We start from the raw sequence: 26,607 nt of genomic DNA, 5'->3' as shown, positions 1-26,607 counted from the left end.
GCCGCGCCATGACGATTCCGATGAACACGTCTGCGCCGATCCGGCTGGGCACGCGGCGCAGTGCGCTCGCTCAGGCCCAGTCGGGCCATGTCGCCGCCGCGCTCGAGAAGGTGTCGGGTCGCCGCGTCGAGCTCGTACCGATCACGAGCGAGGGCGACACCAACCGGGCTTCGCTGTCGGAGATCGGCGGCCAGGGCATCTTCGCGACCCGCTTGCGAGAGGCGCTGCTGGCGGGCGAGTGCGACTTCCTCGTGCACTCGCTTAAGGATCTCCCGACCGCGATCCCGGCGGGACTCGTCATCGCGGCGACGCCGACGCGGGAGGATGCCCGCGATGTCGTGATCACCCGCGACGGCACTCCACTGCACGAGCTGGGCACCGGCAGCACCGTCGGCACAGGCTCGCCGCGGCGCATCGCGCAGGTCCGCCGTCGCGCGCCCCATGCCGAGGTCGTCGACATCCGCGGCAACGTCGACTCGAGGCTGCAGCGCGTGGCGACCGGAGAACTCGACGCGGTGATCCTCGCAGCGGCCGGTCTGTCGCGTCTCGGAGCGGACTTCCCGATGCATCGCGAAGAGCTGGGCCTCGCGGAATGGCCGACGGCCCCGGGGCAGGGATCGCTGGCTGTAGAGACCCGCGAAGACGCCTCGGACGAGCTGCGTGCAGCGCTCGCCGAGCTGGATCATGCCGACACGCGGCTTGCTGTCACGGTCGAGCGCGCGGTGCTCGAAGGACTCGACGCGGGGTGCCAGGCACCGATGGCCGCTCATGCCTCTTTCGAAGGCGACGAGATCCGCGTCAGGACGGTCGTGTACGCCCCTGACGGGGGTCGGCGGATCGGCCTCGACGTCACAGAGGTGCTGAACGGGGAGTATATTCATCGGAACGGCAGTGGCAATGGAGCGGATGCTGCCGATGGTGCAGTCCCGATGCACGCGGCTCGCGAGCTCGGGTTGAGTGTTGCCCGTCGGCTGCTCGATCAAGGGGCAGCTGACCTTGTTTCCCGAGAGCATTCCTCATGACGAATTCGAAGCAGGACCGGCCGTTGGACGGCTGGCGGATCCTGGTACCCCGCGGTGGCCCGTGGGGTGACGGGGTGGCTGCGAGCCTCCGCGACCGTGGAGCGGTGCCCGTCGTGGCGCCGCTGATCAACTTCGCGCCCACCACCGATCAGGCGGCGCTCGACACCGCGTTGCGGCGACTGGCGGGCGGCGAGTACGACTGGCTGACCGTCACGAGTGCGACCACGGTCGACGTGATGTTCGCGCACCGTGCGATCGTTCCTCGCTCGACCCGGATCGCCGCCGTCGGCGAGACGACCGCGGCCGCGCTGCAGGCAGTGGGCTACGAGGTCGCTCTGGTGCCCGAAGAAGACAACTCGGCGGCAGGCATGGCCGAGCAGCTCATCGCGCTCGAGACACAGGAACGTCGCCGCATCCTCGCCCTCCGCAGCGAGATCGCCAAGCCGGTGCTGAGCGTGCTGCTGCAGGAGGCCGGGCACGACGTCGACAGCGTCGTGGCCTACCGCACAGTGGGTGTGCCGGTGACGGATCGCATCAAGCGCGACGTCGAGAACGGTCGCATCAACGCGATCCTCATCACGAGCGGATCCGTGGCCGAACAGGTTCGCGAGCAGTTCCCGCACATTCCCGACGAGACCTTGCTGGCCGCGATCGGCCCTCGCACGGCGAAGGACGCCGACCGGGCGGGCCTTCCGATCACCGTGGTCGCCGACCGGCAGACGGTGGATGCGCTGATCGATGCGGTGTCGAGCTTCACCCTCCCCCACTCGTCGGACGAGCTGGCACAGTGAGCTTCCCCGACGTGCGACTGCGCCGGTTGCGCCAGTCTCCCGCGGTCCGCGGCCTGGTGCGCGAGACGTCTCTCGAGCCCCGCAATCTCGTTCTCCCGCTCTTCGTCCGCGAAGGCCTGTCGGAGGCGGTGCCGATCGGCTCGATGCCCGGTGTCTCGCAGCATTCGCTCGATTCGCTGCGAGCTGCCGCGGTCGACGCCGCGGAGGCGGGCGTGGGCGGCGTGATGCTGTTCGGAGTGCCGGCCGTGCGTGACGCGCAGGGCTCGGGTGCCGACGATCCGAAGGGCATCCTGAACATCGCGACCGAGGTTCTCGCGGCCGAGGTCGGCGACGCCCTGGTCGTGCAGACGGACCTGTGCCTCGACGAGTTCACCGATCACGGGCACTGCGGTGTCCTCGCCGCCGACGGCTCGGTCGACAATGATGCCACCCTCGTGCGGTACGCGTCGATGGCGCTCGCGCAGGCGCGTGCGGGGTCGCAACTGCTCGGTCTCTCGGGAATGATGGACGGTCAGGTCGCGGTGATCCGCGCCGCGCTCGACGCCGAGGGTTTCACCGACACTCTGCTGCTCGCCTATGCGGCCAAGTACGCGAGCGCTTTCTACGGGCCGTTCCGTGAGGCCGTCGATTCTCAGCTGAAGGGCGATCGGCGCACGTATCAGCTCGACCCGGGCAACCGCCGCGAGGGCGTGCGTGAAGCCGTCGTCGACGAGCAGGAGGGCGCCGACATCGTCATGGTCAAGCCGGCGATGGCGTTCCTCGACGTGCTGCGTGAGGTGCGCGACACCGTCGACATCCCGGTCTGGGCCTACCAGGTGTCGGGGGAGTACGCGATGATCGAGGCGGCCGCGGCGAACGGCTGGATCGATCGCCGCGCATCGATCCTGGAGTCACTGCTGTCGATCCGCCGCGCAGGCGCCGACGCCGTGCTCACCTACTGGGCGACCGAAGCCGCCCGCTGGCTGCGCGGCTGACCCGCCGCCTGCCGTTGTTCTGGAGGGACCCCATGACCGACCGCAATGACGACCTGTTCTCCGCTGCCCGCGCGGTGATCCCCGGTGGGGTGAACTCTCCGGTGCGCGCATACGGCTCCGTCGGCGGCACGCCGCGTTTCCTCTCCTCGGCGAGCGGTGCGACGGTGACGGATGCCGCAGGCGCCGAGTACGTCGACCTCGTGGCGTCGTGGGGGCCCGCGCTTCTCGGCCATGCCCACCCCGAGATCGTGGCCGCGGTGCAGGAGGCGGCGAGTCGTGGGCTGTCATTCGGAGCACCGACGGAAGGCGAGGTGGAGCTGGCTTCGCTGATCGCGGATCGGGTGCGGTTCGGCGAGGTGCGTCCGATCGACCGTGTGCGCCTCGTGTCGACCGGCACCGAGGCCACCATGACCGCCATCCGCCTCGCGCGGGGCGCGACCGGACGCGACCTGCTGGTGAAGTTCGCGGGTCACTACCACGGCCATTCCGACGGACTTCTCGCGGCGGCGGGATCGGGCGTCGCGACGCTCGCGCTGCCCGGTTCGGCCGGGGTGCCCGCTCCGATCGCCGCGCAGACCCTGGTGATCGACTACAACGACCGCGATGCTCTCGAAGCGGTGTTCGCCGAGCACGGCCCGCGGATCGCCGCAGTGATCGTCGAAGCATCGGCGGCGAACATGGGCGTCGTCGCACCCCTGCCCGGCTTCAACCGCTTCATCGCCGACACTGCGCATGCGCATGGCGCTCTGATGATCATCGACGAGGTGCTCACGGGTTTCCGCGTGCACCCCGCAGGCTTCTGGGGTCTCCAGGCCGCCGCGGGCGAGGACTACGTGCCAGACATCTTCACGTTCGGCAAGGTCGTCGGCGGGGGGATGCCGCTCGCCGCTCTCGGTGGGCGGGCCGAGGTCATGGACATGCTGGCGCCAGTCGGGCCCGTGTATCAGGCGGGCACCCTGTCGGGTAACCCGCTGTCGGTGGCCGCAGGTCTGGCGACACTGCGTCTCGCGACCCCCGAGGTCTACGCGACGATCGATGCCGCGGCGTCTCGGGTGGCCTCGGCGTTGACTGCGGCACTGGCAGACGCCGGTGTGACGCATTCGGTCGCGAACGCCGGCAGTCTGTTCAACCCGTCTTTCCGGGCGACCGCCCCACGGGACTACACCGAGGCGCAGGCCCAGGAGTCGTTCCGCTATGCGCCGTTCTTCCACGCCATGCGCGAGCGGGGTGTGGCACTGCCGCCGAGCGTGTTCGAGGCATGGTTCCTCACGGCCGCTCACGGCGAAGAAGAGTTGCAGCGCATCGAGGCGGCACTGCCCTTCGCTGCTGCGGCCGCAGCGGCTGCCACGACGCTCTGACCTGGGCCGGCTGCTGCAGTCGGGATGCTTCCGAACGTGATGGCTTCCGCAGAGGTGAGCCGGATTGTGGATCTCGGTTCTTCCACCTCTGTGCGAGCTGGGTGAGACGGTCGATGATCGTCACGGCGCCGACGCCATGGCGCTGCAGCGCTTCGGCATCCGCTCGCACGTCGCTCACGGCCTCGCGCACGATTCCTACCGCTCGCACGATCTCCCGGACGTGCGCCGCCGTGATGGCACCGCGTCGAAACGCCTCGTGCACAAGCGGGTGGCGGGTGTCGAGGAACCCGGCGTCGCGGTGATAGGGATGCCCGTCGCCTTCGGCTCGATCGAGCCGAAGGCGCTCAGTCCGAAGATCAGAAGCCTCGAAACTCGAGACACGCGATCTGCCGGAGCTGCTCGACCCACGCGTCGAGCAGCTCGGCGCGGTGCTCGATGCTGAACTCGGTGGCGGTGGGCATGCTCCGAGGCTAGTAGATTTGTTCGAATAACAGAGCGGAACATCGGAATGGGAGAGCGCGCCATGGAGAGAACGGACAACGGATCGTTGCCGTCCTGTGAGCAAGAAGCAGACAACTCGCAGGGCACCGCTGGCAGACTTGTCGCATGGTGACGTTGCTGCTTGACCAGACGCAACTCGAGATCGTGCTCTCGCCGATCGAGCGTGCGGCGAGCTTCCACCGTGACAATCTGCGCATCGCGCGCAGCACCATCACCAAGGTGCAGCTCATCGACGACGCCTGGACCTGGCTGCGGGGCGTGCCGAACCCCGGCACCCACATTCCGGGTGTCCTCGCCTCGGGCACGTGGAAGGCCGCCGGCAGTGTCGACTTCGTCCTGATCCGTCGCCGCCGTCCGAGCGTCGTGATCGATCTCGACGGCGATGAGCAGTACCGGAGACTGATCCTCACGACCAGCCACGGCCTGGCGCTCACGCAGGCGCTGCGGCTCGACGTCTCGCACGAGCCCGCCGACGTCGAGGAGATCGTCGCCACCGCGCCGTCCACGACCTCGAAGGGGCGTCGACGTCCTGTGATCAGGCCGCGACCGGCCTGATCATCCAGAGGGCCGTCACGCGAAACGCCCTCCGCCACCTGTCGGTGCGGAGGGCGTTCGTCGTGAAAGGAAGGGGCGATCAGCTCTCGTGCTGCTCGCCCTCGTGGTGCTCGTGGTGCTCGCCCTCGTGGCCCTCGTGGTGCTCGCCCTGCTCGCCCTCGTTGCTCTCGCCGTCGTCCCCGTCGGCGGGCGCGTCGTCGGCCCCGGATCCGTCTTCGGCACCGGACTCGCCGTCACCGCCTGCGAACGGGTACTGCTTCGGCTCGTCCTGGTAGTACGCACGCGCGGCGGCAGCCAGCATCGAGCTGACGGCTTCGGACCGCGGGTCGTCGTTCTCTTCATCACCGGCGCGCCCCGCTTCGGAGTGCGTCTCGGCGTCGTCCTCCGCATCCTCCGGCGCGGGAGTCTCGCTGTGCAGGTCGGCGAAGGTCTCGAGGCCCGAGTGCTCGGCGTCGTCCGCTTCGGAGTGCTCCGATTCCGTCGCGGTCGCCGTGTGCTCGCTCCCGGTGCCGAACAGGATGTCGTCGAACGAAGGCTGGGCAGAGGTGTCGGCGACCTCATCGCCCGCACTCGCCTCAGCGTCGGCGTCTGCATCTGTGTCAGCGTTCTCGGAAGGCTTGGGCGATACGTCATCCGAAGGGATCTCGGAGTGCACTTCAGTCGCAGACGCATTGACAGCCGTCTCCGCTGCGGGCTCGTCTGCAGCCTGCTCCGGAGCGGCCTCTTCAGCCTCAGCCTCAGCCTCCGGCGCAGCGTCATCTCCCGTCACCGGCGGAATGACGATCGCCGGTGTGGCGATCTCGCGGGGCGCGTGCTTGCCGCCGCGGACCAGCTCGATGAAGATGTCCTCGAGCGTGGGGCCCCGCTGCACGAGCGTGGTCAGCGCGATGCCGGCGTCGGCCGCGATCGCACCCACCGTGCCGGCGTCGCCGCCGCGCACGGTGAGGCCGGAGCGCAGCACCTCGACCTCGAAGCCGCCTGCAGACAGCGCGGCGGTGAGAGCGGCGCGATCGGCGGCGTCGACCACGACGGCGCCGGACGACGGGTCGGCGAGCGTCTCGATACCGCTGGAGAGCATCAGCTGACCGCGCGAGAGCACGAGCACGTTGTCCGCGACCTGCTCGACCTCGCTCAGCACATGCGACGAGACGAGCACAGTGCGACCCTCGTCGGCGAGACGCCGCATCAGGAGCCGCATCCACCGGATGCCTTCGGGGTCGAGTCCGTTCGCCGGCTCGTCGAAGACGAGCGCTCCGGGGTCTCCCAGCAGAGCGTGGGCGACGCTCAGTCGCTGACGCATGCCCAGCGAGAAGCTGCCGATGCGCCCGTCCGCCTCGTTCTCGAGGCCCACGAGAGACAGCACCTCGTCGACGCGAGAGAGCGGGATGCCGTTGGCCTTGGCCGCGATCGTGAGCTGGCGTGCGGCCGAGCGGCGTGGCCGATAGACCGTCTCCTCGAGCACGGAGCCGATCGTGCGCAGAGGGTTGCGCAGCTCCGAGTATGCGGCCCCGCCGATCGTGGCGGTGCCGCTGGTCGCGCGCACCTGGCCGAGAAGGATGCGCAGGCTCGTGGTCTTGCCCGCACCGTTGGGGCCGAGGAAGGCCGTGACCGCACCGGGCTCGATCCGCGCGGAGAAGTCGGAGACCGCCGTCACCTCATTGAAGCGTTTCGTCACGCGCGTGAACTCGAGCACCTGTCCGTCGGGCATCCGCGACCTCTCCTTGAAAAATGGGCAGTTCCGTCTATCCTGCCGGAAAAGCGCTCGGATCGCGCATTTACCTCATCATTCGGCCTCATCGCAAGACCCGATCGAGCGGGTAGCCTGACACCCGTGACCGATTCCACCGCGGTGCCCCGCGTCCTCGTCCGTACGGAAGGCGCGCTGGGACGACTCACCCTCAACCGCCCCGAGGCGATCAACGCCCTCGACATCGAGATGATCCGCCTGCTCGCCGATGCGCTCGATCGCTGGCGCACCGACAGCGACGTGCAGATCGTGCTCATCGACGGCGAGGGCGAGCGCGGCATGTGCGCGGGCGGTGACGTCCGGGCCCTGCGAGAGCAGATCTTGGAGGGACGCGCCGAGCAGACCGCCGAGTTCTTCCGCGCCGAGTACGCGCTCAACGCGATGATCGCGGAGTACCCCAAGCCCGTCGTCTCGGTCGCCGACGGCATCACGATGGGAGGGGGCGTCGGGCTGTCCGGCCACGCGTCCATCCGCATCGTCACGGAACGCTCGAAGCTCGCGATGCCCGAGACGCGCATCGGCTTCACTCCGGATGTCGGAGGCACCTGGCTGTTGGGTCGCGCTCCCGGCCGCTACGGCGAATACTTCGGCCTCACCGGCTCGACGATGAACGGCGCCGATGCGGTTCTGCTCGGCTTCGCCGACCATGTCGTGCCGTCTGACCGACTCGAGGCTCTGCGAGAGGCGCTCGCGTATCGCGCGGATCCGACCGGACCGGCCGAGATCGTGCTGCTCTTCGACGAGACGCCGGAGCCGTCGGCTCTGTCCGCGTCGCGCGACTGGATCGACGCGGCGTTCTCGGCCGACTCCGTCGTCGACATCGTCTCGCGTCTGCGCGCACGCGACGAGACGGATGCCGCGGCCGCCGCAGACCTGCTGGAGAGCCTCGGACCGACGGGCCTCGCGGTGACCCTCGACGCCGTGCGCGAGGCGCGAGCGCTGCCCGGACTGCGCGCGGCTCTGGAGGGGGAGTACCGACGGGTCATGTGGTTCGTGACGCAGCACCCCGACCTCGTCGAGGGCATTCGCGCGCAGCTGGTCGACAAGGATCGGAATCCGCGGTGGGATCCGCCGACGCTCGATGCACTCGGCGCGGACGCGGGCGCTCCCGCGCGCGACTACGTGCCGGAGCATCCGCTGTTCTGAGCCGGAACGCGCGGCGCCGAGCCGGAGTCAGGCCGAGCGTCAGTGCGGCTCGGAGGCTGACGACGAGCGGGCGACCACGCGCAGGACGTCGATCACGTCGTCGATCGGGCTCCCGGATTCTTCCGCGGCCGCGACCAGCTCTCTGATCTGTCTGATGACGGCGTGCGGCACGACGCCTGCAGAGTCCGATACACGCGTGCCGGCGGCGGTGCGCGTCACCACCAGCCCATCGCGTTCGAGCAGTCGGTAGGCACGTGCCGCCGTGCCCGCGGCGACGCCCAGGTCGCTGGCGGTCTGGCGCACGGTGGGCAGGCGCTCGCCCGCGCCGAGCTGACCCGACACGATGAGGCCCCGGAACTGGCGGTAGATGTCGACGGCCGGGCTCGTGTCGTCGAGCGAGGCGGGCGCGGGGGCAGAGGTCTCCCCGACGCGGTCGCTCACCGGTCGGCCTCGGAGAGCACGAGCAGCGGTTCGCCGACCTCGTCGCGTCCCGGCTCGGACGTCCGTCGGCGGGGTGCACGGATGCCGGTGCAGAAGAACAGCAGAAGGAACGCCACCACCTCGATGAGGGGGGCCGCCCACCCCGCAGCGGCCGCGAGCTCGGCGTACCTCCAGGCGACCTCGTAGGTGCCGACGCCCTCGATCGACAGACCGGTCGTCGTTCCGGATTCCGCGATGAAGCGCCAGGCGGCGGCGAGAGACAGCAGCACCGACGCGGTCGAGATGCGAAGGATGCCGGATGCCACGGTCGATCGCTGGAGTCGTTCGAGGCGGAGCGTCTCGGGTGCGACGAAGGGACGCATCGCGTTGCATCGGAGCGCTGCGACGGTGATGACGAGCAGTGCTGCCGCGCTGAGCAGAACGGGCACTCCATAGGCCCAGCCGAAGAACCAGGGGCGCAGCGGATCGACCGAGGTGTTCAGGATGGGGACCTCGAGCCAGACGTAGCGGCCCTTCGGGTCGGGGGACGACAGCAGCCCGGCCGCGATCGTCGTGAGGGCGAGCGCGAGAGTCGCGAGGGCGGCGCCGTACAGATCGCCGCGGGTTCCGAAGCTCGCCCAGGTGCGGTGGCCGGCGAGCGGCACGGGGCGTCGTGGTGCGGCGGAGCCCCGCAGCGTGATCACGAGAAGGAGCGCGACCAGCGTGATCGCACCGGCGAGGGCGGGCCCGGCGTATCTCCACCACGAGACGGTGTCGCCGTCGGGAGGCAGCACGGTGGCCGTGAGGTTCTCGACACCGAGCGCGACGATGACCGTGACTGCTGCGATCCGCAGCGCGACACGCTCGGGTCGGTATCGGGTGCGGATCACGTCGTCGAGTTCGGCGGAGGTCGTCGCGACGCCGCTTGCGCTGCCGCGGCGTCGACGCACCACCAGCCAGACAGCGGCGGCGGCGCCGGCGATCGCGAGCGAGAAGAGCGGCTGCGAGAGCAGCACTCCGAAGAGCTGCGCCGGGTCGGCGGTGAGCAGCGCGATCAGTCTGTCCATGGTCATCGTCCCCCGAGTCAGATTTTGTACCTGATGTCTGACACAAGTTGTACCTCGACAGCGATACAAGCGCAAGTGTGAGGTCGCATCCGAGCTTCTGGACGAAGGGCAGAAATTGCCGATCAGGGCGCGTAATGGTTCGCTGTGAGCGAAGGTCCGCCTACAGGGGGATCCGAAAGTCCGTGGTTCGTGCCACCCTTGCATGTGCGCGATCGTCGGCCCGCGTCCGCTCGCCGGGAGATCTCCCACTTCATCCTTCCTAGAAAGTCCGCCTGTGCTGGGAAAAATACTCGTCCGCTATCTCACTCGGTATAAGTGGCTGCTCGTTGCTGTGCTGGTCTTCCAGTTCGCCAGCGCGATCGCGACTCTGTACCTTCCGCGTCTCAACGAAGACATCATCAACAAGGGCGTCGCGCAGTCCGATACCGACTACATCTGGCGTACCGGCCTGTTCATGCTCGCGGTCTCGCTCGGCCAGATCGTCGCCTCGGTCGTCGCCACCTACTTCGCCGCCCGTGCATCGATGGGCGCCGGCCGCGACATCCGTGCCGACGTCTTCGGCAAGGTGAGCGGGTTCTCCGAGCGCGAGGTCTCGCAGTTCGGGGCCGGGTCTCTCATCACCCGCAACACGAACGACGTGCAGCAGGTGCAGATGCTCGCGATGATGGGCGCCACCATGCTCGTCACCGCGCCGCTCCTCGCGATCGGCGGGATCATCTTCGCCGTGCAGACCAACATCGGCCTGAGTTGGCTGATCGCGGTCTCCGTGCCGCTGCTGCTGATCGTCGCCGGTCTGGTCGTCAGCCGCATGGTGCCGCTCTTCCGCAGCTATCAGGGCAAGCTCGACACCGTGAACCGGGTCATGCGCGAGCAGCTGACCGGCGTGCGCGTCGTGCGGGCGTTCGTGCGCGAGCGCATCGAAGAAGAGCGGTTCCGCGACGCGAACACCGACATCATGGTCGTCGGGCGCAAGGTCGGATCCCTGTTCGTGCTGCTGTTCCCGCTGTTCATGCTGATCCTCAACGTCACGGTCGTGGCTGTCGTGTGGTTCGGCGGCATCGAGGTCAACAGCGGCACCGTGCAGGTCGGCACCATCTTCGCCTTCATGCAGTACATCGGTCAGATCATGGGCGGCGTCATCATGGCGAGCTTCATGGCGATCATGATCCCGCGCGCCGCCGTCTCGGCAGAGCGCATCGGCGAGGTCCTCGAGACGACGTCGAGCATGGAGCGTCCGGCGAACGGCATCACAGAGTTCCCGGCCCCGGGAGCGGTCGCGTTCGACGACGTCGAGTTCACCTATCCCGGCGCGGATTCGCCCGTGCTCACGGGGATCAGCTTCGCCGCCGAGCCCGGCGAGACCGTGGCGATCGTGGGATCGACGGGCGCGGGCAAGACCACGCTGGTCTCGCTGATCCCGCGCCTCTTCGACGCCACGGGCGGTGCGGTGTTCGTCGGGGGAACCGACGTGCGCGACGCCGACGTCGAGGCGCTGTGGGCGACCATTGGCCTCGTGCCGCAGCGTCCGTTCCTCTTCACGGGAACCGTCGCGTCGAACCTGCGATACGGACGCGAAGACGCCACGGACGACGAGCTCTGGCAGGCGCTCGAGATCGCCCAGGGGCGCGACTTCGTCGAAGAGATGCCCCAGGGGCTGGAGTCGCGCATCACGCAGGGCGGTACGAACGTGTCGGGCGGACAGCGTCAGCGCCTCGCGATCGCCCGCGCGATCGTCCGTCAGCCGCAGATCCTCGTCTTTGACGACTCGTTCTCCGCTCTCGACCTCACCACGGACGCGCACCTGAGACAGGCGCTGTGGCGTGAGCTTCCGCATGTGACCAAGATCGTGGTCGCGCAGCGCGTCTCGTCCATCACCGATGCGGATCGCATCGTCGTGCTCGAAGGGGGCACCATGGTCGGCGTCGGCACCCACGAGGAACTCCTCGAGACGAGCACGACCTATCGAGAGATCGTCGAATCGCAGCTGGGGGTCGACGCATGAGCGAGCAGAACGAGCCCAAGACACGACGAGGCCGCGCAGCCAAGGCGGCGTCGGCCACTGCGACGGTCGAGCCCGTGCTGACCGACGAGGAGAAGTACGAGGCCGAGCTCGCCGAGAAGGCCCGCCAGGACGGCGGCGGCTGGGACAGCGTCGCGCCGGGCAAGGCAGACAACTTCGGCAAGAGCTTCAGCCGCATGATCGGACTGCTCAAGCCGTCGGCCGTGTGGTTCATCCTGGTGTCGATCGCCGGCGCGGTCGGCGTCGTGCTCACGGTCGCGGCCCCGAAGGTGCTCGGCGAGGCCACCAACCTCATCTACAAGGGCTTCATCTCGGTGCAGCTCGCGCAGGCGAACGGCGATTTCCCCGGCTTCCCGGACGGCACCTCGCAGGACGACGTGGTCGCCGCACTCCGCCAGGGCGGGCAGGATGACTTCGCGAACCAGGTCGCGGCGCTGGGCAGCTTCCGGGTCGGCGACGGGGTCGATTTCGAGGCGCTGCGGTGGGTCATCATCGCGGTGCTCGCGATCTACATCGCCGCCGCGTTCCTGAGCTGGATCCAGGGCTACGTCATCAACGTCATCATGGTGCGCACCATGTGGCGTCTGCGCGAGTCGGTCGAGGCGAAGATCAACCGCCTGCCGCTGTCGTACTTCGACAAGGTGCAGCGCGGCGATTTGATCTCGCGCGTGACCAACGACATCGACAACATCACGCAGACCATGCAGCAGTCGCTGTCCGGCGCGATCACCGCCGTGCTCACGGTCGTGGGCGTGCTGGTGCTCATGTTCTCCATCTCGTGGCAGCTGGCCCTCGTGGCCCTCGTCGCACTGCCGCTCATGGGCGTGATCTTCGGCGTCATCGGTCCGCGGTCGCAGAAGGCCTTCGGGATGCAGTGGCGCAAGGTCGGCCGACTGAACGCCCGCGTCGAAGAGGCCTTCTCGGGTCACGCGCTGGTCAAGGTGTTCGGCCGCGAGCAGGACGCACTCGACAAGTTCAAGGACGAGAACGAGGAGCTGTTCCAGGCGAGCTTCAAGGCGCAGTTCCTGTCCGGCATCATCATGCCGGCGATGACCTTCGTCGGAAGCCTGACCTATGTGGGCATCGCCGTGCTCGGCGGTCTCATGGTGGCCAGCGGCCAGCTGCGTCTCGGCGACGTGCAGGCGTTCATCCAGTACTCGCAGCAGTTCACGCAGCCGCTGTCGGAGCTGGGGGGCATGGCCGCGGTCGTGCAGTCGGGCACGGCGTCGGCCGAGCGGGTCTTCGAGCTGCTCGACACCGAGGAGCAGGAGGCGGATGCCGCTGACGCTCCGAAGCTGGCCGGTGGTCAGGGTGTCGTCGAGTTCCAGAACGTCGCGTTCAGCTACACGCCGGAGCGTCCGCTCATCACCGACCTCTCCTTCCAGGTCGAACCGGGGCAGACGGTCGCGATCGTGGGCCCGACGGGCGCGGGAAAGACCACACTCGTCAACCTGATCATGCGGTTCTACGAGCTGAACGGAGGGCGCATCCTGCTCGACGGTCAGGACATCTCGAAGATCACGCGCGACGAGCTGCGTTCGCGCACCGGCATGGTGCTGCAGGATCCGTGGCTCTTCGCCGGGAGCATCCGCGAGAACATCCGGTACGGACGCTCCACAGCGAGCGACGACGAGATCCTCGAGGCCGCGAAGGCGACGTACGTCGACCGCTTCGTGCATTCGCTGCCCGACGGCTACGACACCGTGCTCGACGAAGATGCGTCGAACGTCTCGGCGGGCGAGCGCCAGCTGATCACGATCGCGCGAGCGTTCGTGGCCCAGCCGTCGATCCTCATCCTCGACGAGGCGACCTCGGCCGTCGACACCCGCACAGAGGTGCTGCTGCAGCACGCCATGGCGGCGCTGCGCCAGGGACGCACCTCGTTCGTGATCGCGCACCGTCTGTCGACGATCCGCGACGCCGACCTCATCCTCGTGATGGAGCACGGCGACATCGTCGAGAAGGGCACGCACGACGAGCTGATCGCCGCGCAGGGCGCGTACTGGCGTCTGTACCAGTCGCAGTTCGAGCAGGCGGCGGCAGACATCGATGCCGAGGATGCGCTCACGGGGTCGACCCCTGTGGTGGTCAGCGGCGATGCGGAGGAGGCGGCGACCGCGGCTCAGATCGGCGCGACGGTCGGCGCTTCTGCGCCCGCCGCAGCAGCGGCCGAAGCGCAGGCCGTGGTCGAACGTCCGCAGTCAGAGGGTTCGTAACCGACAGGCCGGGTGCCGCACACCCGCACGCAGAACGACGCCGCTCCTCTCACCGGGAGCGGCGTCGTTCTGCGTGCGGGGCGGTGGGGCGGCACCGCGGCACCGCTGTCAGCGCTGGGGGCCGGAGATGCCGAAGAGCTCGAGGGGATGCGTCAGACGCCACCACGGGCTGGGCCCGTCGACATCCTCGGCGAGGACGAGAGGCGTCGTGGTGGTGTTGAGCGGACCCACGCTCGTGAGCGTTCCGACGTTGCCGCCCGACTCGCGTTCCTCGCCCAGCTCGAACGACGGGGTCACTTCGGCGGCGACGCCGTTCCACAGCACCACGTCGGCATCCTCGTCGGTCACGATGTCGACGGGCTCGCCCCAGATGGTCGACACGGTGCCGACCGTCGTGCCCTTCGCGAGCACCGGCTCCTGCGCGTCGAGCGCCGTCTCCACCTGGGCGAGCAGGGCGCGGGTCTCGGCGAGACGCTGTTCGTCGTCGCCCTGACCGAGCACGCTCGCGAAGACGTGCACCGTCGTGTCGTCGACCGTGATGTCCTTCGCGGTCAGCAGGTTCCAGCTGTCGCCGAGCGTGCCGGTCTTGACGCCGACGACGCCGGCATCCGCCAGCATCCCGTTCGTGTTCACCACTGTGCCCGCGCCGGGCAGATCGACCGACGGGGTCGCGACGATTCCGGCGAAGACCGGGTTCTGCATGGCGATCTCGGCCACCGCGATGAGCGACTGCGGAGTCGCGGTGTTGCGGTCGTCGAAGCCTGAGGGCGTCACGATCGTGACGTCGTCGAGCCCGCGATCACTGAGCCAGGTCGCTGCGGCATCCGCGAAGGCCGCGTTCGATCCCCAGATCTCCTGCGCGAGTCGGTCGATGTAGTTGTTCGCCGAGCCGAGCAGGGTGCCCTGCAGCAGCTGGAACTCGGTCAGCACGCCACCCACCGGCACGTCGAGGGCTGACTGGTCGAGTCGTCGATAGTCCCAGTACTCGAGGTTGTCAGCACGCGTGAATCCGAACTCCGGGCCCTGCTCGCCGACCGCGAGCGGCATGCGTTCGAGCACCATGAGGCTCGAGACGACCTTCGTGATGCTGGCGATCGCCGCGGGATCGGCGGTCGACGACGTGGTCCCGAGGCCGGTGATGCCCACTGCCGCGCTTCCCTGCGCGGGCCACAGCACCTCGGCCGGCGCCGCGGCGAGAGGTGTCGGCTGCGTCGACTGCACGGTCGGAGCGACCTCATGCAGCGGCCACAGCAGCGTCGATCCCGCATACGCGCCGACGAGGCCCACCACGAGGGTCAGCGGGACGAGGATTCCGGCAGTGGCGATGCGAGGCCGCAGGTGCGCATCGCGCAGCAGCGCTGCTCCACCCACTGCTCGATCGGTGTCATCGTCGAGCGCGGCAGTGGCCGACCGCTGGCCGATCGCCACCGGATCGATCCAGGTGAGAGCGGTGGCTCCTCGTCCGGCTTCAGCCCACTGCGCGTCCGGCTCACCAGAGTCCGGCTCCTCAGCGTCCGGCTCCTCAGCGTCCGGCTCCTCTGCGTCCGGCTCCTCTGCGTCCGGCTCCTTTGCGGAGGGGGTGTCGGATCCGGTGCCGAGCGCCGCATCGACGTCATCGTCCCGATGGGCGGCGTCAGCGGCCGAAGCGGGCGCGTCGGGGGTGGCCTCGGCGGAGTCTGGAGCGGTCACCTCCTCACGGTACCGAATCAGAGCCCCGATCCCGGGCGCCGCAACAGGAGAAGACGCGAGTGTCGGCACTGGGTATGATCGACAGCACAACCACGGGAGTCCGGCGAGCCGGGCTGAGAGGGAGCGAATCGCGCTTCGACCGTCGAACCTGATCTGGGTAATGCCAGCGCAGGGAGGAGCATTCAATGAGCACATCCACGTCCGGATCCAGCACGGGATCGGCATCCGCAGCAGCAGCCACCGGAGCTCGCGCGCCGAAGGGGCTCGGTCGGCCCGGGCTGTGGCGCTGGCGGGTCGTCGACATCGTCGTGGCGAGCGTCATCGCGGTGGCCTGTGCCGTGATCTTCCTGCTCTGGAACGTCGGTTACGAGGTTCCGAGCACCTTCCTCACCCCGCTCCTTCCCGGCGTGCAGGGTCTGCTCGCCGGTCCTTGGCTCATCGCCGGCGTGCTGGGCGGTCTCATCATCCGCAAGCCCGGCGCGGCGCTCTACACCGAGCTGGTCGCTGCGATCATCTCCGCGCTGGTCGGCAACGCCTGGGGGCCGCTCACGATCGTCTCGGGTCTGGTGCAGGGCCTCGGCGCAGAGCTGATCTTCCTCGTCTTCCTGTATGGCGTCTGGCGGTTGCCGGTCGCGATGCTGGCGGGGGCCGGGGCGGGCCTCGCGTGCGGCATCAATGACCGCATCCTCTGGTACGCGGGCGCTGACACGCTGTTCACCACCGTCTACATCGTCTCGACCACCATCTCCGGTGCGGTGATCGCCGGGCTGGGCGCATGGCTGATCGCTCGGGGCCTCGCTGCGACGGGAGCCCTGAGTCGGTTCGCCGCCGGCCGCGAGGTCTCCGCACGGGTGTGACCTCGCCCCTCAGGCCGGCCGCGCTCGAAGCGCGCGGCTGGGGGTGGCGCTATGCCACGCGGCTGCGATGGGCGGTGCGCGAGGTCGATCTGCGGATCGATCCGGGCGAGCGGGTCCTCCTTCTCGGAGCGTCAGGGGCGGGCAAGTCGACCCTGCTGCAGGGATTCGGCGGAGTGCTGGGCGGGGCTGACGAGGGCGAGACCCACGGAGCGCTGCTGGTCGACGGCGTTCCCCCGACCGACGCGCGCGGACGTGTGGGCATGGTGTTGCAGGACCCGGACACGCAGACGATCCTCGCGCGGGTCGGCGACGACGTGGCGTTCGGGTGTGAGAACCTCGGCGTTCCGCGCGACGAGATCTGGCGGCGGGTGCGCGGGGCTCTGGATGCCGTGCAGCTCGACGTCGCCCTCGACCGGTCGACGACCGCCCTCTCGGGCGGACAGAAGCAGCGGCTCGCGCTCGCCGGAGTTCTCGCGATGCAGCCGGGGGCGATCCTGCTCGACGAGCCCACGGCCAACCTCGACCCGCAGGGAGTGGCGGACGTGCGGGATGCGGTGGCCGCGGCCCTCGATGCGACCGGCGCCACCCTGGTCGTGATCGAGCACAGGATCGACGTCTGGCTGCCGCTCGTCACGCGCGTGGTCGTGCTGGGTGCTGACCCCGGGGGCACGATCGTGCTGGCCGACGGCACGCCCGAGCAGGTTCTCGGCGCGCGCGGCGCCGAGCTCGCGGCATCCGGTGTGTGGGTTCCGGGGCATCCGCCCGTGTACCCGGCCCCTCCCGCTCAGCGGCCGGGAGGGGTGCTCCTCGAGGCACACGGTCTCACGGTGGCGCGGCGTCGCGGCCTCGCCGTCGCGGGCCCCTTCGACCTCGAGGTGCGGGCGGGCGAAGCGCTCGGCATCACCGGTGAGAACGGGGCGGGCAAGTCGACGCTCGGACTCACGCTCGCGGGGCTCATCCCGGCTGAGGACGGTGCGGTGGCGGCGCGCCCCGAGCTCGCGGCGGGGGAGAAGGCCGATCCGTTCCGCTGGTCGTCGCGGTCGCTGCTCACCCGCATCGCCACGGTGCTGCAGACGCCCGAGCACCAGCTGCTCGCGAAGACCGTGCGCGAGGAGCTGTCGGTCGGCCCGCGCGCGCTCACGCTGCCGGACGCCGAGATCACCGCGCGGGTCGACGACCTGCTCGAACGGCTGCGGCTCACCGCGCTCGCCGAGGCGAACCCCTATACGCTCTCGGGCGGCGAGAAGCGACGTCTCACCGTCGCGTCGGCCCTTGCCACGCGTCCCCGGATGCTGGTGCTCGACGAACCCACGTTCGGGCAGGACGCCACGACCTGGGCCGAGCTGGTCGGCCTGATCGCGCGACTTCGCGACGAGGGCACCGCCGTCGTCGCGATCAGTCACGACGAGGCCGTGCTCGAGGCGCTGCATGCGCGACGCATCGAGGTGCGCCGATGATCGATCCGCTCACCGCCCGTACCGATCGCCGCGGGCCCGTCGCGCCGCGCTCGGCGCTGGCGAAGCTGGCCGCGGCGCTGCTCATCGCACTTCCGCTCGTGCTGTCGATCGACGTCGTCTCGGCATCCGTCGCCCTGCTCCTCGAGATCCCGCTGCTGCTGCTCGCGGGGCTGGGTGCCAGGGAGTTCTGGACTCGCACCGCGGTGCTGTGGATCGCGGCGCCGCTCGGCGCCGTCACGATCGCGCTGTACGGCGCGACGAGCGGAACGATCCATGTCGAATGGTTCGTCGTGCGCATCAGTGACGGATCCCTCGCTCTCGCCGCGGCGACCGCGGTGCGCGTGCTCGCGATCGGTCTTCCGGCTGTCGTGCTCTTCGTCACGGTCGACCCGACGGATCTGGCCGACGGTTTGGCGCAGCGCGTGCGGCTGCCCGCCCGGTTCGTGATCGGCGCACTCGCCGGAATGCGGATGCTGGGCCTGCTCACTGAGGACTGGCGCGCGTTGGCACTGGCCCGACGCGCGCGGGGCGTGGCCGACCAAGGACGGATCCGACGTGTGCTGGGAATGGCGTTCGCGCTCTTCGTGCTCGCGATCCGTCGCGGTTCGTCGCTCGCGACCGCGATGGAGGCGCGCGGGTTCGGTGGAACCGAGCCGAGGTCCTGGGCCCGGGAGTCGACGTGGGATCGTCGGGACACGCTGCTCGTCATCGTCGCGGCGGTGATCCCCACGATCGCGATCACGGCGGCGGTGATGTCGGGAGCCTGGAACTTCATCCTGGGTCCGACGACCTGAGCGACCCTCGGTCCATACTCAGCTTTCTCATAGCTGGAATGCCGATGTATTCGGTAGCATCGACTGAACCCAAGGGGAGTACTCCACCACGGGCGGCTCGTCATTACGGATGTCCCTGCATCCCGGGTCCCCGGTTCTCGCTCGCGAGAATGGAGAAGACCTTGGCGTCGACATCGTCACGCCTCGTCTCTGGAGCCCCCTTGAACATCACCCCCCTCGTGTGGATCATCACGATCGCCGTCACGATCGCCTTCTTCGTGTACGAGTTCTTCGCGCACGTCCGCAAGCCCCACGAGCCCACCATCGGCGAATCCGCCCGCTGGTCGGCCTTCTACATCGGCCTCGCGCTGCTGTTCGGCGTCGGCATCGGCACGGTCTCGGGCTGGACGTACGGCGGCGAGTACTTCGCCGGGTACCTGACCGAGAAGGCGCTGTCGATCGACAACCTCTTCGTCTTCCTCATCGTGATGACCGGGTTCGCGGTGCCGCGCATCTACCAGCAGAAGGTGCTGATGATCGGCATCGTCATCGCGCTCATCATGCGGGGTGGCTTCATCGCCCTCGGCGCGACGCTGATCGAGAACTTCTCCTGGATCTTCTACCTGTTCGGCGCTCTGCTGCTCTTCCTCGCCTACCGCCAGGCCTTCGCGCAGGGCGACCACAACCCGGCGAACGGTCGCTTCATGCGCTTCGTGCGCCGCATCCTGCCGGTGAGCGACGAGTACAACGGCGACCGCCTCACGGTGCAGCGGGACGGCAAGCGCTTCTTCACGCCGATGTTCCTCGTGATCATCGCGATCGGCTTCGTCGACCTGATCTTCGCGGTCGACTCGATCCCCGCGATCTACGGTCTGACTGAAGAGGCCTACATCGTCTTCACGGCCAACGCCTTCGCCCTCATGGGTCTGCGCCAGCTGTACTTCCTCATCGGCGGTCTGCTGCAGCGCCTCGTGTACCTGGCGCAGGGCCTCGCGGTCATCCTCGCCTTCATCGGCGTCAAGCTCGTGCTGCACGCGATGCACGTCAACGAGCTGCCGTTCATCAACGGCGGCGAGCCGATGCTGTGGGCCCCGGAGATCCCGATCTGGTTCTCGCTCGTGTTCATCGGCGCGACCATCGCTGTCGCCACAGTGGCGAGCCTCATGAAGACGCGCCGCGACGACAAGCGCGACGCGCTCGACTCCCCCTCCACCTCTGCACCCCTCACCACCGACCAGAAGGATCACTCGTGAATCAGTCGCGCCGTTCAGACGCGTCCGCAGACCCCGACAGACCCGGCGCCCGAATGACCTCGGGCGCCCCCACTTGCCGCGAGGTGATCCGCTGATGGGTGATCTCGCGCTGAACATCGCTCTGGTGTTCGTCTTCGTCCTCGTCGGCGGTGTGTTCGCCGCGACCGAGATGGCCCTCGTCACGCTGCGAGAGAGCCAGCTCAACGCGATCGCCGCTCGCGGAAAGCGCGGCGAGAAGGTCGCGGGCCTGGCGAGGAACCCCAACACGTTCCTCTCCGCCGTGCAGATCGGCGTCACGGTCGCCGGATTCGCCTCGGCCGCCTACGGTGCGACCTCGATCGCCCCGTCGGTCGCGCCGCTGCTCGAGGCCTGGGGCATGCCCGAGGCTCTGGCGATGACGACCGCGACCGTGCTGCTGACGCTCGTGATCGCCTACCTGTCGCTCGTGCTCGGCGAGCTCGTGCCCAAGCGCCTGGCGATCCAGCGCAACGCGCAGTTCGCGTATGCCGTGGCGCCGGTGCTCGACGGCTTCGCCACCGTCATGCGACCCGTCATCTGGCTGCTCTCGGTGTCGACGAACGCGGTCGTGCGCCTGCTCGGCGGCGACCCGAACAAGGCGGCCGACGAACTCAGCGACGAAGAACTGCGTGACATCGTGGCGACCCACCAGAGCCTGCCCGACGAAGAGCGGCGCATCCTCGACGACGTGCTGTCGCTGCGCGGTCGCCAGGTCAGCGAGGTCATGCGGCCCCGCCCCGAGGTCGTCGCGCTCGACGGGGCTGCCACGCTGGCCGAGGCCGTCGCGCAGGTCAGGGAGCTGCCGTTCTCGCGGTACCCCGTGATCGACGCGTCGCTCGACGACATCGTGGGGTTCGTGCACGTGCGCGACCTCTTCGAGGCGGCGTCGACCGATGCCGAGCGTGCGGTGCACGGACTCATGCGCCCGGTCGAATACGTGCCGTCCACCGCCGGTGTGCTGCCGACCCTGACGCGTATGCGCAGCGGATCGCAGCACATCGCGGTCGTCGTCGACGAGTACGGCGGCACCGACGGCATCGTGACCCTCGAAGACCTCGTCGAAGAGGTCGTCGGCGAGATCTTCGACGAGTACGACACCGGAGAAGACCGGATGCCGGCTGCCGGCGGCGCGCTCGACGGGCGCCTCAACCTGCAGGACTTCGCCGAGATCACGGGGATCGCCCTGCCCCGCGGTGCCTCCGACACCGTCGCGGGGTTCGTCACCGAGATGCTCGGACGCCTGGCGGTGGTCGGCGATTCGGTGGAGGTGCCGGGAGCGACCCTCCGGGTGACGGCGGTCGATCGGCGACGCATCGCCGAGATCCGGGTGGCGCTCCGCGAGGAGCCGGATGCCGCGGAGGCGCAGCGCGACTGATCGACCGACTCAGGTCTCGTTCCAGAGGCGGCGGTAGTACTCCAGCCGCGCCGGATCGGGCTCGACGCCGTACGCCTCGATGAGCACGTCCTCCCAGCCGGGGCCGTAGTTCCACCCGGTGCTCATCGAGGCGACCGCGATGTCTGCCCATCGGTCCGCGACTCCGAGGGTCGCGAGGTCGACGTGTGCGAGGGGTCGGCCGTCGTCGTCGAGCAGCGTGTTCGGCATGCAGGCGTCGCCGTGGCAGACGACGAGACGGTCGATCGGCGGCGGGTCGGTCAGATCCGCGGGCACGGTGACTCCGCGTGCATGGGCGTTGGCGATGCGCGATGCCGGGTCCCAGGTCCACGGGCACTCGTCGACCGGCAGCGCATCATGCAGCGCCCGCAGCGCGGATCCGACGGCGCGCACCGCCACCTCGGGGGAGTCCCGCCATCGCGCGTCGATCGCGCTGCGGCCGGGCAACGCCGCCGTCACGAGCCATTCCTGATCCGCGTCGGAACCCTGATCGAGCACGCGGGGCACGGTGATCCAGCGTCGCGCCCAGCGCATCCGCTCGGCCTCGTCGCTCATGGTGGCCTCGAGGTCGTGCGGACCCCACTTGATGAAGCGTCCGTCGTCGGTGCGGAACGTGAGCCCGCCGATGCCGTTCAGCCAGATCGGCTCGAGGAGGGCTCCTCCCGCGAGGTGTCGAACGACGTCAGGCACCGGGGTCGATGCAGAGGGGACGGATGCCAGCGGAAGGTTCACATCTCCATCCTGCCAGCGAGCATCGGAACGTATATCGGAATACGTGAATACTCCCGGATTTCGCCCCTGACCTTCGATTAGTGTCTGTCGGGGTCGCGCTCTGCGGCCGCACCACACCAATCACACACCAGAGGTCTCCGTGCGCATTTCGTCCCGGTCCCAGTGGTGGCGACGCAGCGGCGGCGACGCCGACGAACCGTCGTCCACTCCCGTGATCGCCGGCGAACAGGATCTCGACCAGTTCGTGCAGTGGATACAGGCCGACGCCAGTGCTCCCACGATCCCGCGCGAGTCTGCGCACCCCGAGACCATCCTGACCACAGAGGAGTACCCGAACATGAGCTCACTGGACGACGCGCTGCAGCAGCTGCTCTCCATCGAGGGCGCCACCGGCGCCGCCATCGTCGACTATGCGAGCGGCATGGCTCTGGCGCAGGGCGGGAACCCCTCGTTCGACCTGGGCGTCGCGGCGGCCGGCAACTCGAACGTCGTGCGGGCCAAGCTCGTCACGATGCGCGACCTGGGCGTCACCGACGAGATCGATGACATCCTCATCACGCTCACCTCGCAGTACCACCTCATCAACGTGCTCAACACGACGAGCGCCAGCGGGCTCTTCATCTACCTGGTGCTCAACAAGACCTCGGCGAATCTCGCGCTGGCCCGGCACAAGCTCAAGGCGATCGCGGGACAGATCGAAGTCTGATCGGTCTACTGGGGCGGCGCGTCGTCTCGCGATGCGCCGAATCGAGGGGGAAGGTCCGTGGGGGACCTTCCCCCTCGGTGCGCCCGGGATCGAGTCCGCGTAGGCTCGGTGGCGATCTCCAGCCTCCGCCCTCCGCATCTCGGGTGGGACTGCGGATCAGTTAGGCTGACACTGAGTCGCACGTTCGAAGGAGAACCGCATGCAGATCCAGGGCTCGAGTGCGCTCATCACCGGAGGAGCGTCAGGGCTGGGCCTCGCCACCGCCCGTGCTCTCGCCGAGGCGGGGGCCGTCGTCGCGATCCTCGACCTGCCGTCGTCGCCGGGCGCCGAGATCGCCGCCGAGCTGGGCGGGATCTTCTGTGCAGGAGACGTGACGAGCGCAGATGACGCGGCTGCAGCGGTCGCCGCGGCGCAGGCGAAGGCACCGCTGCGCATCGTGGTGAACTGCGCGGGCATCGCGCCGCCCGCGAAGGTGCTCGATCGCGACGGCCACCCCGCGGTACTCGCCGATTTCGAGCGCGTCGTGAGGATCAACCTCGTCGGCACGTTCAACGTGCTCTCACAGGCGTCGGCCGTGATGGCGACGAACGATCCGACCGAGAGCGGCGACCGCGGCGTCATCGTCAACACCGCCAGCGTCGCTGCTTTCGACGGGCAGATCGGTCAGCCCGCGTACTCGGCCTCGAAGGGCGGCGTGCACGCGATGACGCTGCCGGTCGCCCGCGAGCTCGCCCGGCACGGCATCCGGGTCTGCACGATCGCTCCCGGAATCATGGAGACCCCCATGCTGATGGGCCTGCCGCAGGCCGCGCAGGATTCGCTCGGCCAGCAGGTGCCGTACCCCTCGCGACTCGGACGCCCCGAGGAATACGCGTCGCTCGTGCAGCAGATCATCGAGAACGGGTATCTCAACGGCGAGACGATCCGTCTCGACGGCGCGATCCGCATGGCCCCGAAGTAGACCCGCTCCGGCTTTCGAATCGCGCACCTGGCACGATTCGAGCCGGAAAATCGCAAAGTACGCGATTCGAACGAGAAGGTGACTGATGAGCACACTGGCAGGAAAGACCATCCTCATGTCCGGCGGCAGCCGCGGCATCGGCCTCGCGATCGCACTGCGGGCTGCCGCTGACGGCGCGAACGTCGCGATGCTCGCCAAGACCGACACCCCGCATCCCAAGCTCGAGGGCACGGTGCACTCGGCCGCTGAGCAGATCCGCGCGGCCGGTGGTCAGGCGCTGCCGATCGTCGGGGATGTGCGCGATGACGACGACATCACCGAGGCCGTGCTGAAGACGCAGGGCGAGTTCGGCAGCATCGACATCGTGATCAACAACGCCAGTGTCATCGACCTGTCTCGCTCGCTCGAGCTGGGGGCCAAGAAGTACGACCTGATGCAGGACGTCAATGTGCGCGGCACGTTCATGCTCTCTCGCGCGGCCGTGCCGATGCTCAAGGATGCGGAGAACCCGCACATCCTCTCGCTGTCGCCACCGCTCAACCCCACGCCGAAGTGGCTCGGCGCGCACACCGGCTACACGCTCGCGAAGTTCGGCATGACGATGGTCACGCTCGGCCTCGCCGCCGAGTTCGCCCGCGACGGGATCGCCGCCAACACCCTGTGGCCGCGCACCACGATCGCCACGGCCGCGGTGCAGAACCTGCTCGGCGGCGACAAGGTGATGGCGGCGAGTCGCACACCCGACATCTATGCCGACGCCGCGTACGCCGTGCTGCTCAAGCCCGCTGCCGAGTACACCGGACAGTCGCTCATCGTCGAAGACGTGCTCGAGGCCGACGGCGTGACCGACTTCTCACGCTACGCCGCGGTGCCCGGCACCCCCGACGACCGCCTCTTCCCCGACATCTTCCTCGACTGACCGGGCGCAGCGGAGGTCAGAACAGCAGGTACACGGCGCCGGCGACCGTCAAAACGATCACGATGCGGTCGAACAGGCGCTGGTCCATGCGCTGCGCCAGTCGGATGCCGGCGAGAGCGCCGAGCACGACGAGGGGGGCGAGCACGGCATCCATCAGCAGCACGTGCCCCTCGAACAGGCCGAGACCTGCCAAGAACGGGATCTTCACGAGATTGATGATCGCGAAGAACCACGCCGAAGTGCCGAGGAACACCTGCACCGGGGTGCGCGTGGCGAGGAAGTACATCGACATGACCGGTCCGCCGGCGTTCGCGACCATGGTCGTGAATCCTCCGAGCGTGCCGTAGACGCCCGACAGCAGCAGGCCGCCCGGCTCGTGCGCGGCAGCATCCGCCCGGCTCTGTCTCCATCGCCGCCACAGTGTGACGGCGATCATGACGAGCAGGATCACGCCGATCGCGCGGCGCACGATGCCGTCGCCCGCGAGCGCGAGGAACGCGAAGCCGGCGAGCAGCCCGGCGACGACCGCGGGGGCGAGTCGCAGCAGCGTGGGCCAATGCGCGTGACGTCGGTACGTGATCAGCGCGAAGACGTCACCGACGATGAGCAGCAGCAGCATCGCCGCGGTCGACGTGCGGGCGGGCAGCACGGTCGCGAAGAGGGCGATCGCCAGGATGCTGCCGCCGGGCAGCGCGGTCTTCGAGATGCCGATCGTGACGGCGGCGAGTGCGAGCGCCGCCCAGGCCCACGGCTCGAGCGCGATCACCGAGGGGCGTCGGCGCGCGTCGCAGCCAGTGCGGCGGCGAACCGCGCCGAGCGCTGCTCGATGTCGGGCCAGTCGGAGGCGGTGATCGATGCGCCGTTGGCGAGGTCGCCGCCGGCTCCGGCCGCGACGGCACCCGCGCGGAACCAGTCGGCGAGGTTGTCGGGGGTCACGCCCCCGGTCGGCATGAGCGGAGCATCCGGGAAGGGGCCGCGCAGCGCGCCGAGGTACGACGGACCGCCGAGGGAGGCGGGGAAGATCTTGACCACGTCGACGCCGAGTTCGAGCGCACCCATGACCTCGGTGGGCGTCATCGCGCCGGTCATGACGACGCGGCCGGTGTCGAGCATGGTGCGGGTGAGCGCGGGCAGGGTTCCGGGGCTCACGAGGAACTCGGCACCGGCATCCGCCGCGGCTGCTGCCTGCTGCGGCGTCGTGACCGTGCCGGCGCCGACGTATGCCGCGTCTCCGTGGCGCGCGATGAGCTCGCGGATCACGGCGGGCGCGTCGGGAGTCGAGAACGTGACCTCGATTCCGGTCACCCCGCCGCGGATGATCGCCTCCGACGCCTCGAGTGCGAGCTCGGGTGACGGGGCGCGCAGCACAGCGAGCACTCCGGTGCGGCGGGCGCGGTCGAGACGGTCGGGCATCGGGGCTCCTTCATCGGGGGGATGCCCTCATTCTTCCCGACTCCCGGCGACCGCGATCACATGTGGCGCGGATGCGGCCAGGACTCGACGATCTCCTTCGACTGCTTCAACCCGAAGCCGGTCTGCTCGCGGACAAGTTTGATGGCATGGATCATCTGGTCGGCCGCGACGAGTCCGTCGATCTCGGCCGCGACGGGGGCGGGGAGGCCTGCGCGCACCGAGGCCGCCGTCGCCGTGATCGAGGAATGGGCGACCGAGGCGTTCGAGACGGCCGCGGCATGCGGGGCCGTCGTGCTGACAGACCAGTGGTCGATGCGGTCCTTCGCCTCCTGCAGCCGCACACCCGTGTGCTCGCGGTAGACCTTGATCGCGCGGATCTTCTGTTCGGCCGTGACGAGTCGGTCGATCTCGGCGATCACCTCGGGTGTGAGGCCGGATGCCGGGCTGATCGTCGTGGTCGCGGCCGCCGACCTCTGGCGTTCCGGAGACGGGCGGTAGTCCTCGGCATCCGGCACCTGGGGGCGCATGCCCCGGAGCGCCGCGGCGATGATCACCGCGCCGACCGCGATGACCACGACGACGATTCCGATCCAGAGGACGATCTCCATGGGTCGAGTCT

Annotated in this window: 24 protein-coding genes and 1 riboswitch; of the genes, 16 read left to right on the top strand and 8 right to left on the bottom strand. The window is 69.0% G+C overall.

The window, feature by feature from the left end:
- Positions 1 to 8: 8 nt before the first annotated feature.
- The 5 genes from hemC to AC3WS6_RS00595 all read left to right on the top strand — a co-directional run bounded on the left by hemC (position 9) and on the right by AC3WS6_RS00595 (position 5,201).
- Positions 9 to 1,022, top strand: a complete 1,014-nt coding sequence (gene hemC, locus AC3WS6_RS00615) for a hydroxymethylbilane synthase (protein ID WP_492499146.1) — start codon at positions 9 to 11, stop codon at positions 1,020 to 1,022.
- The gene (locus AC3WS6_RS00610; protein WP_492499144.1) at positions 1,019 to 1,813 is read left to right on the top strand and encodes a uroporphyrinogen-III synthase; all 795 of its coding nucleotides are present in this window, start codon (positions 1,019 to 1,021) and stop codon (positions 1,811 to 1,813) included. Before hemC ends, AC3WS6_RS00610 begins: the two co-directional genes overlap by 4 nt.
- Positions 1,810 to 2,787 (top strand): porphobilinogen synthase, encoded by a 978-nt coding sequence (hemB, locus tag AC3WS6_RS00605; RefSeq protein WP_492499143.1) that lies wholly within the window; start codon positions 1,810 to 1,812, stop codon positions 2,785 to 2,787. Before AC3WS6_RS00610 ends, hemB begins: the two co-directional genes overlap by 4 nt.
- 32 nt (positions 2,788 to 2,819) lie before the next feature.
- Positions 2,820 to 4,145: a glutamate-1-semialdehyde 2,1-aminomutase gene (gene hemL, locus AC3WS6_RS00600; protein ID WP_492499142.1), complete on the top strand. Its 1,326-nt coding sequence runs from the start codon at positions 2,820 to 2,822 to the stop codon at positions 4,143 to 4,145.
- 606 nt (positions 4,146 to 4,751) lie between these two features.
- Entirely contained in the window at positions 4,752 to 5,201 is a 450-nt protein-coding gene (locus tag AC3WS6_RS00595) for a hypothetical protein (protein ID WP_492499141.1), read from the top strand.
- A gap of 79 nt (positions 5,202 to 5,280) precedes the next feature.
- Here AC3WS6_RS00595 and AC3WS6_RS00590 read toward each other — a convergent pair whose 3' ends face one another.
- Positions 5,281 to 6,909, bottom strand: a complete 1,629-nt coding sequence (locus tag AC3WS6_RS00590; protein ID WP_492499140.1) for an ATP-binding cassette domain-containing protein — start codon at positions 6,907 to 6,909, stop codon at positions 5,281 to 5,283.
- A 123-nt stretch (positions 6,910 to 7,032) separates the two neighbouring features.
- On the opposite strand from AC3WS6_RS00590, the gene AC3WS6_RS00585 reads away from it, so the two are divergent.
- Positions 7,033 to 8,094 carry an enoyl-CoA hydratase/isomerase family protein gene (locus AC3WS6_RS00585; protein WP_492499138.1) on the top strand — a complete coding sequence of 354 codons (1,062 nt, stop codon included), beginning with the start codon at positions 7,033 to 7,035 and terminating at the stop codon, positions 8,092 to 8,094.
- A gap of 39 nt (positions 8,095 to 8,133) precedes the next feature.
- On the opposite strand, the gene AC3WS6_RS00580 is transcribed toward AC3WS6_RS00585, so the two are convergent.
- Both AC3WS6_RS00580 and AC3WS6_RS00575 read right to left on the bottom strand, forming a co-directional pair.
- The gene (locus AC3WS6_RS00580) at positions 8,134 to 8,535 is read right to left on the bottom strand and encodes a GntR family transcriptional regulator (protein ID WP_492499136.1); all 402 of its coding nucleotides are present in this window, start codon (positions 8,533 to 8,535) and stop codon (positions 8,134 to 8,136) included.
- The gene (locus AC3WS6_RS00575) at positions 8,532 to 9,581 is read right to left on the bottom strand and encodes a hypothetical protein (RefSeq protein WP_492499135.1); all 1,050 of its coding nucleotides are present in this window, start codon (positions 9,579 to 9,581) and stop codon (positions 8,532 to 8,534) included. The genes AC3WS6_RS00580 and AC3WS6_RS00575 overlap by 4 nt, the downstream gene beginning before the upstream one ends.
- A 274-nt stretch (positions 9,582 to 9,855) precedes the next feature.
- Here AC3WS6_RS00575 and AC3WS6_RS00570 point away from each other — a divergent pair, with 274 nt between their 5' ends.
- Both AC3WS6_RS00570 and AC3WS6_RS00565 read left to right on the top strand, forming a co-directional pair.
- On the top strand, positions 9,856 to 11,583 hold the full coding sequence (locus AC3WS6_RS00570) for an ABC transporter ATP-binding protein (protein ID WP_492499134.1): 1,728 nt from the start codon (positions 9,856 to 9,858) through the stop codon (positions 11,581 to 11,583).
- Complete coding sequence (locus AC3WS6_RS00565; protein WP_492499133.1) at positions 11,580 to 13,817, top strand: ABC transporter ATP-binding protein; 2,238 nt, start codon at positions 11,580 to 11,582, stop codon at positions 13,815 to 13,817. The genes AC3WS6_RS00570 and AC3WS6_RS00565 overlap by 4 nt, the downstream gene beginning before the upstream one ends.
- Before the next feature lie 108 nt (positions 13,818 to 13,925).
- Here AC3WS6_RS00565 and AC3WS6_RS00560 read toward each other — a convergent pair whose 3' ends face one another.
- The gene (locus AC3WS6_RS00560; protein ID WP_492499132.1) at positions 13,926 to 15,506 is read right to left on the bottom strand and encodes a D-alanyl-D-alanine carboxypeptidase family protein; all 1,581 of its coding nucleotides are present in this window, start codon (positions 15,504 to 15,506) and stop codon (positions 13,926 to 13,928) included.
- Between the two features lie 82 nt (positions 15,507 to 15,588).
- A riboswitch (TPP riboswitch) is annotated at positions 15,589 to 15,698 on the top strand.
- Between AC3WS6_RS00560 and AC3WS6_RS00555 the strand changes: the two genes are divergently transcribed.
- The 5 genes from AC3WS6_RS00555 to AC3WS6_RS00535 all read left to right on the top strand — a co-directional run bounded on the left by AC3WS6_RS00555 (position 15,692) and on the right by AC3WS6_RS00535 (position 21,239).
- A complete protein-coding gene (locus AC3WS6_RS00555; RefSeq protein WP_492499131.1) occupies positions 15,692 to 16,363 on the top strand; it encodes an ECF transporter S component in 672 nt (223 codons plus the stop codon). (Overlaps the previous riboswitch by 7 nt.)
- Positions 16,364 to 16,437: 74 nt before the next feature.
- Positions 16,438 to 17,820, top strand: coding sequence for an ABC transporter ATP-binding protein (locus tag AC3WS6_RS00550; RefSeq protein WP_492501429.1), 1,383 nt, complete (start codon positions 16,438 to 16,440; stop codon positions 17,818 to 17,820).
- Positions 17,817 to 18,614, top strand: a complete 798-nt coding sequence (locus AC3WS6_RS00545; protein WP_492499130.1) for an energy-coupling factor transporter transmembrane component T family protein — start codon at positions 17,817 to 17,819, stop codon at positions 18,612 to 18,614. Before AC3WS6_RS00550 ends, AC3WS6_RS00545 begins: the two co-directional genes overlap by 4 nt.
- A gap of 200 nt (positions 18,615 to 18,814) precedes the next feature.
- Positions 18,815 to 19,846 (top strand): TerC family protein, encoded by a 1,032-nt coding sequence (locus tag AC3WS6_RS00540; RefSeq protein ID WP_492499128.1) that lies wholly within the window; start codon positions 18,815 to 18,817, stop codon positions 19,844 to 19,846.
- A gap of 94 nt (positions 19,847 to 19,940) precedes the next feature.
- Positions 19,941 to 21,239 (top strand): hemolysin family protein, encoded by a 1,299-nt coding sequence (locus AC3WS6_RS00535; protein ID WP_492499126.1) that lies wholly within the window; start codon positions 19,941 to 19,943, stop codon positions 21,237 to 21,239.
- A 9-nt stretch (positions 21,240 to 21,248) separates the two neighbouring features.
- Here AC3WS6_RS00535 and AC3WS6_RS00530 read toward each other — a convergent pair whose 3' ends face one another.
- Positions 21,249 to 21,989, bottom strand: coding sequence for a phosphotransferase (locus AC3WS6_RS00530; protein WP_492499124.1), 741 nt, complete (start codon positions 21,987 to 21,989; stop codon positions 21,249 to 21,251).
- A 139-nt stretch (positions 21,990 to 22,128) separates the two neighbouring features.
- Between AC3WS6_RS00530 and AC3WS6_RS00525 the strand changes: the two genes are divergently transcribed.
- The 3 genes from AC3WS6_RS00525 to AC3WS6_RS00515 all read left to right on the top strand — a co-directional run bounded on the left by AC3WS6_RS00525 (position 22,129) and on the right by AC3WS6_RS00515 (position 24,575).
- Positions 22,129 to 22,695, top strand: coding sequence for a hypothetical protein (locus AC3WS6_RS00525; protein ID WP_492499122.1), 567 nt, complete (start codon positions 22,129 to 22,131; stop codon positions 22,693 to 22,695).
- A 199-nt stretch (positions 22,696 to 22,894) separates the two neighbouring features.
- Positions 22,895 to 23,656 carry an SDR family NAD(P)-dependent oxidoreductase gene (locus tag AC3WS6_RS00520; RefSeq protein ID WP_492499121.1) on the top strand — a complete coding sequence of 254 codons (762 nt, stop codon included), beginning with the start codon at positions 22,895 to 22,897 and terminating at the stop codon, positions 23,654 to 23,656.
- 85 nt (positions 23,657 to 23,741) lie between these two features.
- Entirely contained in the window at positions 23,742 to 24,575 is an 834-nt protein-coding gene (locus AC3WS6_RS00515; RefSeq protein WP_492499120.1) for an SDR family oxidoreductase, read from the top strand.
- A gap of 16 nt (positions 24,576 to 24,591) precedes the next feature.
- Here AC3WS6_RS00515 and AC3WS6_RS00510 read toward each other — a convergent pair whose 3' ends face one another.
- The 3 genes from AC3WS6_RS00510 to AC3WS6_RS00500 are packed head-to-tail and all read right to left on the bottom strand — an operon-like array spanning position 24,592 to position 26,596.
- Positions 24,592 to 25,341: a sulfite exporter TauE/SafE family protein gene (locus tag AC3WS6_RS00510; RefSeq protein WP_492499119.1), complete on the bottom strand. Its 750-nt coding sequence runs from the start codon at positions 25,339 to 25,341 to the stop codon at positions 24,592 to 24,594.
- Positions 25,338 to 25,988 (bottom strand): bifunctional 4-hydroxy-2-oxoglutarate aldolase/2-dehydro-3-deoxy-phosphogluconate aldolase, encoded by a 651-nt coding sequence (locus AC3WS6_RS00505; RefSeq protein WP_492499118.1) that lies wholly within the window; start codon positions 25,986 to 25,988, stop codon positions 25,338 to 25,340. The genes AC3WS6_RS00510 and AC3WS6_RS00505 overlap by 4 nt, the downstream gene beginning before the upstream one ends.
- A 56-nt stretch (positions 25,989 to 26,044) precedes the next feature.
- On the bottom strand, positions 26,045 to 26,596 hold the full coding sequence (locus AC3WS6_RS00500; protein ID WP_492499117.1) for a ribosomal protein L7/L12: 552 nt from the start codon (positions 26,594 to 26,596) through the stop codon (positions 26,045 to 26,047).
- Between the last annotated feature and the right edge of the window lie 11 nt (positions 26,597 to 26,607).

It is taken from the genome of Microbacterium sp. EB106-03-03-XG65 (assembly GCF_058791955.1).
This window is presented reverse-complemented; position numbering and strand designations above follow the sequence as displayed.